Source organism: Paenibacillus sp. NPDC057967 (assembly GCF_042887015.1).
Lineage (GTDB): Bacteria > Bacillota > Bacilli > Paenibacillales > Paenibacillaceae > Pristimantibacillus.
In genome coordinates this window covers 238,520-251,623 of sequence record NZ_JBHVQB010000003.1, presented here as the reverse complement: position 1 = coordinate 251,623, position 13,104 = coordinate 238,520, and the positions used below count along the sequence as shown (strand labels likewise).

Below are 13,104 nucleotides of genomic sequence, written 5' to 3'. Positions count from 1 at the left end.
GATGAGGATTCATGCGACGAAAGCTAAACAATACCGCTGGCAATTTGTCGCCTTCGTCTATGGCTGCAGCTTGTTTTATTTTCTGTTCCAGGGCGGCAAGACGGCATTTATGCTGTTTATCATTTTGAACATGCTTCTGGCTTATTTGATACTTGGCCGATGGAGCGGCATTAATAAAGTGGCAGGAATTAGATCGTATTCCGGACATAGCGCGTCCGGCCATAGTGCGATCACGTCAGGCGAAGCGCTCGATGTAAGTTTGAATGTGAGGATTCCGGGTTTATTCCCTCTTCCTTACGTGATCGTAAGAGACGGCCTCATTCGTCATAACGGCCAGACGCTCAGCTTCGAGACTTCCTTCGTGCCGAACTGGAAGCGCAGCGGGGAAGTGATATATCGTACGCCACCGCTTGCGCGCGGCAACTATCAATTCAGAGACACGGAATGTCTGTCCTATGATGTATTCGGTTTGTTCGAGCATACGGGCCAATTTCGCTCGGATGCGGCATTCAGCGTATTGCCCCAGACGGTTCCGCTTCGCCAATGGAACGGATTCCGGCAAGGCATACGCGGGCCTTACTCGCATGCAACGGCGTCCAGATCCGCGAAGGAGACGACGCAAATTAACGGCGTGCGCGAATATCATCACGGCGACAGGCTGTCGCGCGTCCATTGGAACGCGACGGCCAAGACCGGCCAATGGAAGTCGAAAGCATTCGAGCGGGAGTCGCTGCCGCGGACGCTGCTCATCTTGGATCGTCATCTGACTGCGCAAGAAGGAGCAGTGGCGGAACGCTTCGAGCTTGCCGTCTCCGTAACGGCCTCCTTTATAGAGCACGGCTTCAGGGATGACACGGCGATGGGACTGCTGTCGGTAGGGGAAGAGATGACCATTCTGCCGCCGAAGTCGGGTGCAGATCAACGGAACTTGGTATTGAAGCATCTGACCAGCGTCGATGCGGACGCCCCCCATCCGTTGTATGCCTCCTTGCAGCAAGCGCAGTCCGCTGTAGAGCCGGGCTGCTTCGCGATTGTAATCTCCTCGGAGACCGGCGAGCAAGTCATTCAAAGTATGGAATGGCTCTCTCGCAAAGGGGTGACTCCGTGCCTCATTCATATTGGATCATCCGCGAATCGAATTAGCGGGAATGTCGCCTGGAAGCGCATTTTGGAGAGCCGGGGCTGGATGGTCTACGATATCAAGCGACTGCAAGACCTTCCCGCAGCGCTTGAAGGGAGCGGGATCGCATGAAAAAGCTGACGTTCTGGATCGCTTCTTATTTAAAGCTCCGTTGGTATGATCGTTTCGTTTCTCTATTCGTAGCGGTTATTCTTATAAGCTCGCTGTCCATTTTCGAAAATTACTGGTGGCCGGAATCATTCAAGATTGCCTATTATACGCTCGCGGTCGCGACCTTAATCGATATCGTTCTTCCTTTAAAAGGACGGATCATTCGATTGCTGCTTCAATTCGCGGCTACGGTGTTCATCACCTTTCGATTCGCGAGAATGGAATGGTCGGCTTCACCTGCGGAGAGTTCCGGAGAATGGGGCTGGTGGTTCAGAGAGATGCTGGCTGGGCTTCATCCGTTTCTATGGATCGGCTTGTCGTTGCTCGTGATCCATTCGTTATTCACGGCTTGGACCGTAACCCGGCCAAGGATGTTCGGTTTTATCGGAGCGAGCATTATGGTCTTGACGGTCGCGGATTCCTTTACGCCGATATGGCTTTGGGATAATGTCGCCGTCGTCGTATTTATAGGCCTGGCCTGGCTCGTCTTGAATCATCTGGACAGGCTTCAGCGGACGCATCCCGAGAGCTTGAAGGAACTGCTGGAGTATCCGATTCGGGTGTTCACACCCGCCGTTATTGTGTTGTCGGTGCTGCTGGTGATTGCGCTGAATGTGCCTTCCATCTCTCCTTTGCTGCAGGACCCTTATACGATCTGGAAAAAAGCGCGCGGGGAAGAGGTTCAAGTCTTCCTGGGAGACAAGGCTTTGCAAAGAGACGATTATACCGCTGAGGTAGGCAATTCCAGTTCCGGATACAGCCGGAACGACGACATCCTGGGCGGAGGCTTCGACTATGACTTCTCCCCGATGATGACGGTGTCGACTTCGCAGCGAAGCTATTGGCGCGGAGAGACGCTGGGAGAGTATACCGGCCAAGGCTGGAGGAATGCTCTGATCCTCGACGGCGACCGGGTCATTCCGGAAGCGCAGCTCTCCGACGGAGCTGGCAGGGAGCGGGCGCAGCTTACGGAAGTGCATCAGGTTGTAACATTGGAGCGTGAGGATGCTTATCCGATTCTGTTCGGCGCGGCTCCCGTCTCGAAAGTCAATTGGATCAACGATGAGACGCAAGCCGTCATGTCGAATGCAATGCGTTGGTCGCCGGAGCATTGGGAGCTGAGATGGAATGAGTCCCTGCCGTATCCGAAGTCTTATTCGGTTACCTCATCCGTCGTCTCGCTGGATGAAGAGGGGCTCCGTACTGCGGAAGCCAGTCTGCCGAGCGGTCTTGACCAATATTATCTTAGCTTGCCGACCAGCCTGCCTGATCGGGTACGGGAGCTCGCTGAGGATATAACGGCAGATGGCACAACCGATTATGACCGAGCCAAGCTGATCGAAACATACTTGCGGCAAAATTATATCTACAATAATAAGCCGGACTTATCCAAGCTTTCAGGCAACAGTGTAGACTTCGTTGACGGGTTTCTGTTCGAGCTCCAGGAAGGGTACTGCGATTATTTCTCGACCGCGATGGCTGTCATGGCCCGAAGCGTCGGCTTGCCCAGCCGATGGGTAAAGGGCTTTACGCCTGGCATCCTCCCGGTGGACCGCTACGGGCCGCCGGGAGAAAATATGCTGGACGGCGAGCGATACAATCCGACAGGCGCAGGCACATATACGGTTCGCAATTCGGATGCGCATTCCTGGGTCGAAATTTATTTCGAGGGCTTCGGCTGGATTCCGTTCGAGCCGACGTCCGGCTTCCGTTTCCCTTATGTGTCGCCGGAAGGCGAAGAGCTTGAGCTTTCCATGCCTGAGGAAGAGCTGTCGGAAACGCCTAATGCCGCTGTGAAAACATCCGGCGGACCAAGCCGATTATGGGGATTGGTGAGCCTGGCGGTGCTGGTTCTTGCTGCTGCGGCTTGGCTGATTGTAAAACGTCGTCAGATGGCAATGGCCTGGTTCAAAATCAGGCACGGTAATCTGAGCACAAACGAACAGATTGTGTTGGAGGCGAACCGTTTGATTCGCTTCTGCACGAAGCGGGGCATGAAGCGGGAAGAGCATGAAACATTGCGTGAAGCAGTAGCCCGCTGGTCGCAAAGCCAGAAGCGGCTGCAGGGAGACTTCCGCACCGTGCTGGACGGCTTTGAGAAAGCGAAGTACGGAGCTGCAGGCGCAACGAAGGAAGACGTGGAGCGTTATACGAATAAAGTCCGATACTTGATTGGCGAATTGAAGTAATTTGATCCAGGTTCACGATTGCATGGACTACCGCCTGACAGCAATGCTGACAGGCGGTATTTCTTTGCAACAAATTCCGTTTATATGGTATAGTTTCGTAAGATAGCAGGCAGAAAGCAGAGGGATATCGGTTATGTTCGAGAGATTATTGCCGAATATGCGCGTTCATTCGGTGTATGATATTGATTTGAATGTGTTGCATGCCCAAGGTGTGCGCGGCATTATTACAGATTTGGATAATACGCTCGTCGGCGCCAAGGAGCCTCTTGCCACGCCGGAGCTTGTCATATGGCTGGACAAGGTGCGGGAGGCCGGCTTCAAGGTCGTCATCGTGTCCAATAATAATGAGACGAGAGTCGGGCAGTTCGCTGCCCCGCTGGCTATTCCGTTCGTGCACGCAGCCAGAAAGCCGACGCAAGCCGCATTCCGCAAGGCACTCGCTATGCTGGGTCTTAAAGCGGAGCAGACGGTCATGATCGGCGACCAGATGATGACTGACGTGCTCGGCGGCAATCGAATGGGTCTGTATACGATTTTGGTGGCGCCTATCTCACCAGCCGACGAAGGCGTCATGACGAAGGTGAACAGAGGACTGGAGAGATTTGCGCTGGCACGGTTACGAAAGCGCGGCTTGTGGTATGAGGAGGGAACGAAGTAATGGAAGGGCAGCTTAGAGAACATACGGAGCAATCATGCGCAGGCTGCGGCGTGCGCCTGCAATCCGGCAATCCGGAAGAGGCCGGTTATATCCCGGAAACGGCAATCGCGAAGGAGCCGATCATCTGTCAGCGATGCTTCCGTATCCGGCATTATAATGAAGCTTCATCGGTCGCCATTGATCAGGATGACTTCCTGAGGCTGCTGGGGGGAATCGGCTCGACCGACAGCCTGGTGGTGCATATTGTCGACCTGTACGATTTTGAAGGCAGCTTGATATCGGGCTTGCAGAGGTTTGTAGGCAACAATCCGGTGCTGCTCGTCGTGAACAAAATCGACCTGCTGCCAAAGGGCATGAACTTGAACCGGCTCCGCAACTGGGTTCAGAAGCAGGCGAAGGCGCAAGGGCTCCGAACGGTCGATGTCGTACTGTGCAGCGCCAAGCGTAATATGGGATTCGACCATATCATCGAGTCGCTTGACCGTCATCGTCAGGGACGTGACGTCTACGTGGTCGGTGCAACCAATGTCGGCAAGTCGACGCTGATCAACCGCTTGATCCGCGATTACAGCGATATGGAGCGCGAGCTTACGACATCCCGTTATCCGGGTACTACGCTGGATGCAGTCCATATTCCACTGGAGGATGGCAAAGCGATTATCGATACGCCAGGGATTGTCTATACAAGCCGTATGACAGAGGTCGTACCGCGCAGCTTCCTGGGCACGCTTATGCCGGACAAGCCGATCAAGCCGCTTGTCTATCAATTGAATGAACAGCAGACGCTGTTCATCGGAAGCCTGGTCCGCTTCGACTTTGTCGAGGGCGAGCGCCAGTCGTTTACGCTTTATCTGTCGAATGCGCTGAATGTGCATCGTACGAAGCTGGAGCGTGCCGACGATCTGTACGACAACCATAAAGGGGAGCTGCTGGGCACGCCGACAACGGCTGAACTGGAGACAATTCCGGAGTGGACAAGGCATTCGCTCAGGGTACGGCAGGGGGAACGGCAGGATATCTTCATCTCCGGACTCGGCTGGATTCAAGCCAATGGTTCCCGAGGTGCGCTCGTTGACATTTACGCCCCGAAAGGCGTCAAGGTATTGCTTCGCGATTCCATGATTTAAGGCATGCGCTTAGGAGGGGAACGGCCATGACAGGACATATCGCAAGACCAGGCATCGACAGCCATACCGTGCTGTATGGCGTAATTGGCGATCCCATTCGCCATTCGAAATCGCCGATTATGATGAACCGGGCGTTCCGCGAGACGGGCATCAACGGCGCGTATGCGGCCTTTCACATTACCGATGATAAGCTGGAGGATTTCATTCGCGGCGTAAGAGCGATGGGCATCCGGGGTGTCAATGTGACGATTCCGCATAAGCTGCGGGTGATGGAGCTGCTGGATGAGATCCATGAAGGCGCCAGAGCGATCGGTGCTGTGAATACGATTGTGAATGACAATGGCCGTCTTACCGGATACAATACCGACGGTATTGGCTATGTCCGCTCCTTGAAGGAAGAAGCGGCCCCTTCTATAGAAGGTAAGCGGGTCGTCGTGATCGGTGCGGGAGGGGCATCGCGAGGCATCGTGTATGCCTTACTGCAAGAGAAGCCTGCACGGATTACGATTACGAACCGCACCGTTCAGCGGGCGGAAGAATTGGCGGCTTCGCTGGAAGCCGGCGGCGTGCAGCTTGACGCTTCTTCCAATGATCAGCTGGAGGAGCTTTGCGGAGAGGCGGACATTGTCATTAATACGACATCGGTCGGCATGTTCCCGCAGGTGGATCAGTCTCCCGTGCCTGGTCACTGGCTGAAGCCGGGCTCTGTGGCGAGCGATCTGATCTACAATCCGCTGAAAACCAGGTTTCTGCTTGAAGCGGAGCAGCAAGGCTGCATCGCACATGGCGGACTTGGCATGTTTATTTATCAAGGAGCCTATGCGTTCGAATATTGGACGGGCCAGCCTGCGCCGGTTGCGGCGATGAGGGAAGAGGTACTGGCTGCGCTTCAGTGATACAACAAGCGGGCTTATCGCACAATAAAATTCAAATGATAGCAAGACTGATGCAGACGAAAGAAGGATACCATTATGCTAACTGGCAAACAAAAACGTTATTTGCGCTCGCAAGCGCATCATCTACAACCGATCTTTCAGGTCGGCAAAGGCGGCACCAACGATCATTTGGTCCGCCATATCGAAGAAGCGATCGAGACGAGAGAGCTCATTAAAGTGTCGGTACTCAACAACTGCCTCGATGATCCGAAGGAAATCGGAACAGAAGTTGCTAAAGCGGCAGGCGCTGAGCTTGTCCAAGTGATCGGCAAGACGATCGTGCTGTACAAGGAATCCAAGGATCACAAAAAGATAGAGCTTCCAAGAGCCTAAAGAGTCGGCTGCGAACCGGCAAGGTTCATATAGAACTTATAGGGCTATATATTGGAGGAGGGAGCGGCCATGAGGAAAATTGGCATCATGGGCGGAACGTTCGATCCGATCCATATCGGCCATCTGCTTGCCGCGGAGACGGCGAGAGAGCAGGGGAATCTGGATGAAGTATGGTTCATTCCGACCGCAGATCCGCCCCTGAAGGAAGCGGCTCCTTCCTCATCGGCTGGAGACCGCTTCGAGATGACGCGGTTGGCCGTAGAGGGAGAAGGGCGCTTCCGGGCGCTCGATATGGAGATCAGGCGCGGCGGCACCAGCTACTCCTACGATACGGTGAAGCAGCTGCTGGAGCAGCATCCGGGTTGTTCCTTTACGTATATTATCGGCTCCGACCGTATTAACGATCTGCCGAAGTGGCATCGTATTGGGGAGCTTGCGTCCATGGCCGGTTTTATCGGTCTGGAGCGTCCGGACGAGAAGCCAATGACGGATTCGCTTCCGCCTTACTTGCAACAGTCGGTTCAGCTGGCCCGAATGCCGCAGATCGGTATCTCGTCGACTGCGATCCGCGAACGGCTGATGGCGGGGAAGTCGATCCGCTATCTCGTGCCGGAGCCTGTACGCGACTATATAAGGAGGCATGGTCTGTATGGATCGACAACTCATCATGGAGCGGGTCCGCGCTGAGATGCCTGAGCGCCGCTGGCGCCATACAGAAGGCGTGATGGAGACAGCCATAGCGCTTGCTCTCCGGTACGGAGAAGATCCGCAGCGCGCGGAGCTTGCCGCCATCATTCATGATGTTGCGAAGTTTTGGCCAATTGAGCGCCAGGGCAATGCCATTCGGGATAATGGATTGAATCAAGAGGTTCTTGGCTACGATAAAGAACTATGGCATGCGGTAGTCGGGGCGTGGGTCGCTGAACGCGATTTTGGCGTGACAGACGGCGGCGTGCTGGATGCGATCCGCTACCATACCTCCGGGCGTAGAGGCATGAGCAAGCTGGAGAAGATCGTATGGCTGGCGGATTATATCGAGCCGGGACGCGACTTCCCCGGAGTCGATGCCATCCGGGCGCTTGGCGAGGAGCATCTGGAGAGAGCGGTGCTGGCTGGACTAGACGGGACGATCGGATTTCTGATTGCCAAGGGCAAACGGATCTACCCGCTGACGATTGAGGCCCGCAATGGGTTAATTGAAGAATTGCACGCGTAAATGACAAAGGAGGTATATGATGGCTGTACAATCCAATCAATTAATGAAAATAGCGGTGACAGCCGCTGAAGATAAAAAAGCGATGGACGTTATTGCGCTGGATCTGAAAAATATTTCTCTCGTTGCAGATTATTTCATCATCTGCAGCGGCAACTCGGACACTCAGGTGCAAGCTATTGCGACTGAGGTGCGCAAGCAGGCGGATCTCGCCGGCGTGCGCATTCGCGGCGTGGAGGGCATGGACTCGGCAAGATGGGTACTTATCGATTTGGGCGATGTTGTCGTCCATATCTTCCATCGCGAAGAGCGCGAATATTACAATATCGAGAGATTGTGGTCCGACGCTAAGGTCGTGGAATTCGCATGAGTTTTGTTGCCGGTCAGACATATACACTCAAAATATCGCGAGAGGTGTCTCCGTACGGGTACTTCCTGAGCGACGGCGAATCGGAGGTACTGCTCCACTATACGGAGCTGGTCGGCTCGAAGCCTCAGGTTGGCAATTCGGTTGAGGTGTTCATCTATTACGATTCTGAAGACCGGATTGCTGCTACGATGAAGAAACCGCTCCTTCAATTAGACGAGCTGGCGCGTCTGCGTGTCGTGGACGTACATCCGAAGCTAGGCTGTTTTCTGGAGATGGGACTAGGCAGACATCTGTTGCTGCCGTTGTCGGAGCTGCCTGAGGGCATCAATTACCGTCCGCTGCCTGGAGACGAGGTATTCGTCGTCATGAAGCACGACAAGATCGGAAGACTGGTCGCCAAGATTGCCTTTGAGGAAGAGCTGTCCCCGCTAGTGTTCCATGCGCCTGAAGCATGGCGCAATACGTGGGTAGAGGGTTGGGTGACCAAGTCGCTTCAGATGGGATCGTTCGTCATGGTGGACGGAGGCGTTATCGGCTTCGGCGTGTATGGACTTATTCCAAGCCCCGACCGCACAAGAGCCTTGCGGCTCGGCGAACGCGTACGCGCTCGCGTCACGTTCATCCGCGAGGACGGCCGTGTCAATCTGTCCATGACCGAACGCAAGGAAGTAGGACGGGTGGAGGATGCTGACCGCTTGCTTGCCTTCCTGAAGGAGCGGCCGGGCGGCGGCATGCCATACTCCGATCAGACAGAGGCGGAGACGATCAAGCAACGATTCGGCATAAGCAAGTCAGCGTTCAAGCGGGCGCTCGGCAAGCTGATGAAGGATGGGCTTGTCACGCAGAAGGGCAGCTGGACCTATCTGGCTTCTCCTAGCGAACCGGCTGCGGACGCAGAAGGAGTGGAGAAGTGAGCCAATCGTACGGGCAATTCGCGCTCGTGTACGACCAGCTGATGGAGGATATGCCCTATGCTGAATGGCTGGGCTTTGCCCGGGCAGGCTGGTCGCGCTACGGCATGCCGGGAACCGTCGTGGATCTGGGCTGCGGCACGGGAAGCTTGTCGATTCCGCTGGCTCGCTCCGGCTTTCATGTGTACGGCATCGATCTGTCGGCTGATATGCTGTCTGTCGCCCGCAGCAAGTGGGAGGAGACTCCTCAGCAAGCGATACGGCCCCGTACGGGCACGATCCGTTGGCTGCAGCAGGATATGCGCCGCTGGGAGATGGCGGAGCCCGTAGATTCCGTAATTTCGTTTTGCGATTGTCTGAATTATTTGACGGAGGAAGCGGATGTGGAGGCGGCTTTCCGGGCTACCTTCGCCGCGCTGAAGCCTGGCGGATCGTTCTTGTTCGACATGCATCCGCCGAAGCAATTCGTCCGTTATGCGGAGGAGCAGCCGTTCGTCCTGGACGAGCGGGATATTGCGTATATCTGGACATGCGATTTTGAGCAATCCCGCTGCCAGATCGAGCATAATCTGACGATCTTCGCCCGTGACCGGAATGCCTCCTTCTATCGCTTCGAGGAGACGCACAGGCAGCGCGCCTATGATCCTGATTGGGTGGAAGGGGCCTTAAAGCGAGCAGGCTTCGATACGGTAGATCGTTATGCGGACTTCGAACTGAAGCCTGCCGACGCGAATTCGGAACGATTGTTTTTTGCGGCAATCAAATAAATCATAAATAAGCCTCCCTGGGTCATGACGCAGGGAGGCTTTTTCGATGAATAAAGGGAAGTGCTGAACATGACCGGCGTATCCCTCGAAAGACGCCCCAGTACCTCTGTAGATGCTTGCAGCGGTCACTGCCACTCGTAAATAGGGGGATCATTCTGAAGGTCGTCTGCAGCCACTTAGCGCGTCATGCGAATGGTCCCATGACCTCGGGGCCGTCTCATGCCGGAGACTGTCGAACAAGGAAAATCCAAGCCGAATCGCGTCACGTTTCTTCTATAATAAACTTTAAAGAAAATTCGCCATTATTCGACAGCTAAAAAAGCTCATGAACGGTTGGCCAATATCACATGTCGCTAGAGCTACTCTCTCAGCGCATCTTTGAGGCGGCTGTTCATCGACGCGGCAGACGACGCTCTTCGCGCGGCAGCCTCCCTGAACTTCCGGTTCTCGTCCTCCAGACGCTTGCATTTCGCCTCCAGATCGGAGAGATAGGGCAGCAGTCCCGATTGTTCGCGGCCGGCTTCACGAAGCAATTGGAGCAGCTCCAAGCGGGCCTCTTCCGTTGTTAATTTGTTCTCCATGGGTACCTCCAAGATAAGCTATAAAATGTCACTATCCCATCATAGCCGTATCTGTTAAAATAGTCGAGTGCGCCTAAAAAGCTCTCAAAAATCGATTCATAGTTTCTCCATAATTTTCATTGACGAGACCTATATCTTGATGTAAAATCAAAAACAGCAACTAGATGTTGATGCATGTCATGATTTTCAACATCTAGCACTAGTATGTTGTATCGAAGCGCGTCTGCCTGCTAGCGGCGGTCAGAAGCGCTTTTTGATTGCTGAAATTCAGTAAGGGAGCGGGTGTGCGGTGCTAGTTGTCTATGATTCCAAAACGGGCAATGTCAAACGTTTCATCAAAAAACTGAATATGCGTGCAGTACCGATTGACGAGCAGAATCAAGTAGACGAGCCGTTCGTGCTGGTCACTTATACAACGGGGTTCGGACAAGTGCCGGAGAAGGTCAATTCCTTCCTCGAGATGAACCATAATATGCTGCGCGGGGTATCCGCGAGCGGCAATCGCAATTGGGGACCGGGTTTCGCGAAGAGTGCGGATACGATCTCACAGAAGTATCATGTGCCTGTCATATCGAAGTTTGAATTATCGGGAACGAGTCAAGATACGTTACATTTTGTCGAAAGGGTGCAGGCAATTGAAGCATATTGAATTAAATAACGAGTTAATGCAGCGCGGAGCGGACGGATTCTACCAACTGGAGAAAGACAAAGAGGCGGTACGGGCGTTCATGGCGGAAGTGGAAGAGAAAAGCGTGAAATTCGCTTCCCTGCGCGAAAAGCTGGACTACCTGATCGAGAACGATTACTATGATAACGTTTTTGAAAAATATACATACGAGCAAGTAGAAGCTGTATTCAATCTGACGGCAAACAGCGGCTTCGAGTTCCAATCGTATATGGCGGCGTCCAAGTTCTACAAGGACTATGCGATGAAGACGAACAACAAAGCTCAATATCTGGAGCAATATGCTGATCGCGTAGCGATCGTAGCGTTGAACCTGGGCGAAGGGGATGCCGATCGCGCGCTTCGCATTGCAGAGGCGATGATTGAGCAGCGCCTGCAGCCAGCGACACCGACGTTCCTGAACGCGGGCAAGAGCCGCCGCGGTGAGATGGTCTCGTGCTTCCTGCTGGAGATGGACGATTCCCTCAACTCTATTAACTATGTGCTTGGGACATGCATGCAGCTGTCCAAAATCGGCGGCGGCGTAGCCGTCAACCTGTCCAAGCTGCGCGGACGCGGCGAGCCGATCAAAGGCGTAGAAGGCGCGGCGAAAGGCATTATGCCGGTGCTGAAGCTGATGGAGGACGCATTCTCCTACGCGGACCAAATGGGTCAGCGCAAAGGCTCCGGAGCGGGCTACTACAACATTTTCGGCTGGGATATTATTGAGTTCCTGGATTGCAAAAAAATTAACGCGGACGAGAAATCCCGCATTAAGACCCTGTCCATCGGCCTGATCATTCCGAACAAATTCTATGAGCTGGCTGCACAGAACCGTCCGCTTGTCGTCTTCGGGCCATATTCGGTACAGAAGGCATACGGCCAGCATCTGGACGACATGGATATGGACGAGATGTACGAAGAGTTGCTTGCGAACGACCAAGTGACGAGAAAAACGGTCATGAACGCGCGCGATATGCTGACGAAGATCGCTTCCATTCAATTGGAATCCGGTTATCCATACATTATGAACAAATCCAATGCCAACAGCGTGCATGCACTGAAGGATATCGGTTCGATCAAAATGTCCAACCTGTGCACAGAGATCTTCCAATTGCAAGAAACATCGGAAATTAACGACTACGGCTTCGACGACGTCATTCGCCGCGATATCAGCTGCAACCTGGCGTCTCTCAATATAGTAAATGTAATGGAACGCGGAAAAGTTAAAGAATCCGTCCATGTCGGCATCGAAGCGCTGACCACAGTCAGCGACCTGTCGAAGATCGACAACGCACCAGGCGTACGCAAAGCCAACGAGGAGCTTCACTCCGTGGGTCTCGGCGCGATGAACCTGAACGGCTATCTGGCGAAGAACAAAATCGCTTACGAGAGCGATGAGGCAAAAGACTTCGCAAATTCGTTCTTCATGATGATGAACTTCTACTCCTTGGAGAAGAGCATGGAGATCGCGAAGGAACGCGGCGCTACATTCAAAAATTTCGAGCGTTCCGAATATGCGAAGGGTACGTACTTCACGCGCTATATGGAGACGGATTACCGTCCGAAAACGGATCGTGTGAAGGAATTGTTCGAGGGTATCTATGTTCCGTCCCCGCAGGACTGGGCAGAGCTGAAGGAAAAGGTGCAGCAGCATGGCCTGTACCATGCTTACCGTCTGGCGATTGCGCCAACGCAAAGCATTTCCTATATCCAGAACGCGACATCCAGCGTAATGCCAATCGTCGAGCATATCGAGACGCGCACCTACGCAAACTCGACGACCTATTATCCGATGCCGTACCTGTCGCAGGATAATTTCTTCTACTACAAATCGGCGTACAACATCAATCAGTTCAAGCTGATCGACCTGATCGCCGAGATCGGGCAGCATATTGACCAAGGCATCTCTAGCGTCCTGCACGTGAACAGCAACGTCACGACTCGTGAACTGGCGCGTTTCTACGTCTATGCCGCTCAGAAAGGCCTGAAATCCCTGTACTACACACGGACGAAGCGCCTGTCTGTCGAAGAATGCACAAGCTGCGCCGTTTAAACCGGCTTA

At 53.9% G+C, this 13,104-nt stretch carries 14 protein-coding genes; 13 read left to right on the top strand and 1 reads right to left on the bottom strand.

Annotated features, from left to right (window positions below; all coding sequences use genetic code 11):
• Position 1 precedes the first annotated feature (1 nt).
• The 11 genes from ACFVSO_RS08555 (at position 2) to ACFVSO_RS08505 (ending at position 9,794) form a co-directional block, all read left to right on the top strand.
• Positions 2-1,252, top strand: coding sequence for a DUF58 domain-containing protein (locus tag ACFVSO_RS08555; RefSeq protein ID WP_387472185.1), 1,251 nt, complete (start codon positions 2-4; stop codon positions 1,250-1,252).
• Positions 1,249-3,480, top strand: coding sequence for a transglutaminase TgpA family protein (locus tag ACFVSO_RS08550; RefSeq protein ID WP_387472183.1), 2,232 nt, complete (start codon positions 1,249-1,251; stop codon positions 3,478-3,480). Before ACFVSO_RS08555 ends, ACFVSO_RS08550 begins: the two co-directional genes overlap by 4 nt.
• A 133-nt stretch (positions 3,481-3,613) precedes the next feature.
• The gene (locus tag ACFVSO_RS08545; protein WP_387472180.1) at positions 3,614-4,138 is read left to right on the top strand and encodes a YqeG family HAD IIIA-type phosphatase; all 525 of its coding nucleotides are present in this window, start codon (positions 3,614-3,616) and stop codon (positions 4,136-4,138) included.
• Positions 4,138-5,265 carry a ribosome biogenesis GTPase YqeH gene (yqeH, locus tag ACFVSO_RS08540; RefSeq protein WP_387472177.1) on the top strand — a complete coding sequence of 376 codons (1,128 nt, stop codon included), beginning with the start codon at positions 4,138-4,140 and terminating at the stop codon, positions 5,263-5,265. Before ACFVSO_RS08545 ends, yqeH begins: the two co-directional genes overlap by 1 nt.
• A gap of 26 nt (positions 5,266-5,291) precedes the next feature.
• Positions 5,292-6,161, top strand: coding sequence for a shikimate dehydrogenase (locus ACFVSO_RS08535; protein ID WP_387472175.1), 870 nt, complete (start codon positions 5,292-5,294; stop codon positions 6,159-6,161).
• A gap of 75 nt (positions 6,162-6,236) precedes the next feature.
• A complete protein-coding gene (gene yhbY, locus ACFVSO_RS08530) occupies positions 6,237-6,533 on the top strand; it encodes a ribosome assembly RNA-binding protein YhbY (protein WP_387472173.1) in 297 nt (98 codons plus the stop codon).
• Between the two features lie 69 nt (positions 6,534-6,602).
• Positions 6,603-7,220, top strand: a complete 618-nt coding sequence (locus ACFVSO_RS08525; RefSeq protein WP_387472171.1) for a nicotinate-nucleotide adenylyltransferase — start codon at positions 6,603-6,605, stop codon at positions 7,218-7,220.
• Positions 7,183-7,749: a bis(5'-nucleosyl)-tetraphosphatase (symmetrical) YqeK gene (yqeK, locus tag ACFVSO_RS08520; RefSeq protein WP_387472169.1), complete on the top strand. Its 567-nt coding sequence runs from the start codon at positions 7,183-7,185 to the stop codon at positions 7,747-7,749. The genes ACFVSO_RS08525 and yqeK overlap by 38 nt, the downstream gene beginning before the upstream one ends.
• Before the next feature lie 19 nt (positions 7,750-7,768).
• Positions 7,769-8,116, top strand: a complete 348-nt coding sequence (gene rsfS / locus ACFVSO_RS08515; protein WP_387472862.1) for a ribosome silencing factor — start codon at positions 7,769-7,771, stop codon at positions 8,114-8,116.
• Positions 8,113-9,030: a CvfB family protein gene (locus ACFVSO_RS08510; RefSeq protein WP_387472167.1), complete on the top strand. Its 918-nt coding sequence runs from the start codon at positions 8,113-8,115 to the stop codon at positions 9,028-9,030. Before rsfS ends, ACFVSO_RS08510 begins: the two co-directional genes overlap by 4 nt.
• 41 nt (positions 9,031-9,071) lie before the next feature.
• On the top strand, positions 9,072-9,794 hold the full coding sequence (locus tag ACFVSO_RS08505; RefSeq protein ID WP_387472860.1) for a class I SAM-dependent DNA methyltransferase: 723 nt from the start codon (positions 9,072-9,074) through the stop codon (positions 9,792-9,794).
• A gap of 359 nt (positions 9,795-10,153) precedes the next feature.
• On the opposite strand, the gene ACFVSO_RS08500 is transcribed toward ACFVSO_RS08505, so the two are convergent.
• A complete protein-coding gene (locus tag ACFVSO_RS08500) occupies positions 10,154-10,375 on the bottom strand; it encodes a hypothetical protein (RefSeq protein ID WP_387472165.1) in 222 nt (73 codons plus the stop codon).
• Positions 10,376-10,664: 289 nt separating this feature from the next.
• Here ACFVSO_RS08500 and nrdI point away from each other — a divergent pair, with 289 nt between their 5' ends.
• Together nrdI and nrdE are read left to right on the top strand one after the other, a co-directional pair.
• On the top strand, positions 10,665-11,024 hold the full coding sequence (gene nrdI / locus ACFVSO_RS08495) for a class Ib ribonucleoside-diphosphate reductase assembly flavoprotein NrdI (RefSeq protein ID WP_387472164.1): 360 nt from the start codon (positions 10,665-10,667) through the stop codon (positions 11,022-11,024).
• On the top strand, positions 11,011-13,095 hold the full coding sequence (nrdE, locus tag ACFVSO_RS08490) for a class 1b ribonucleoside-diphosphate reductase subunit alpha (RefSeq protein ID WP_387472163.1): 2,085 nt from the start codon (positions 11,011-11,013) through the stop codon (positions 13,093-13,095). Before nrdI ends, nrdE begins: the two co-directional genes overlap by 14 nt.
• Positions 13,096-13,104: the final 9 nt, after the last annotated feature.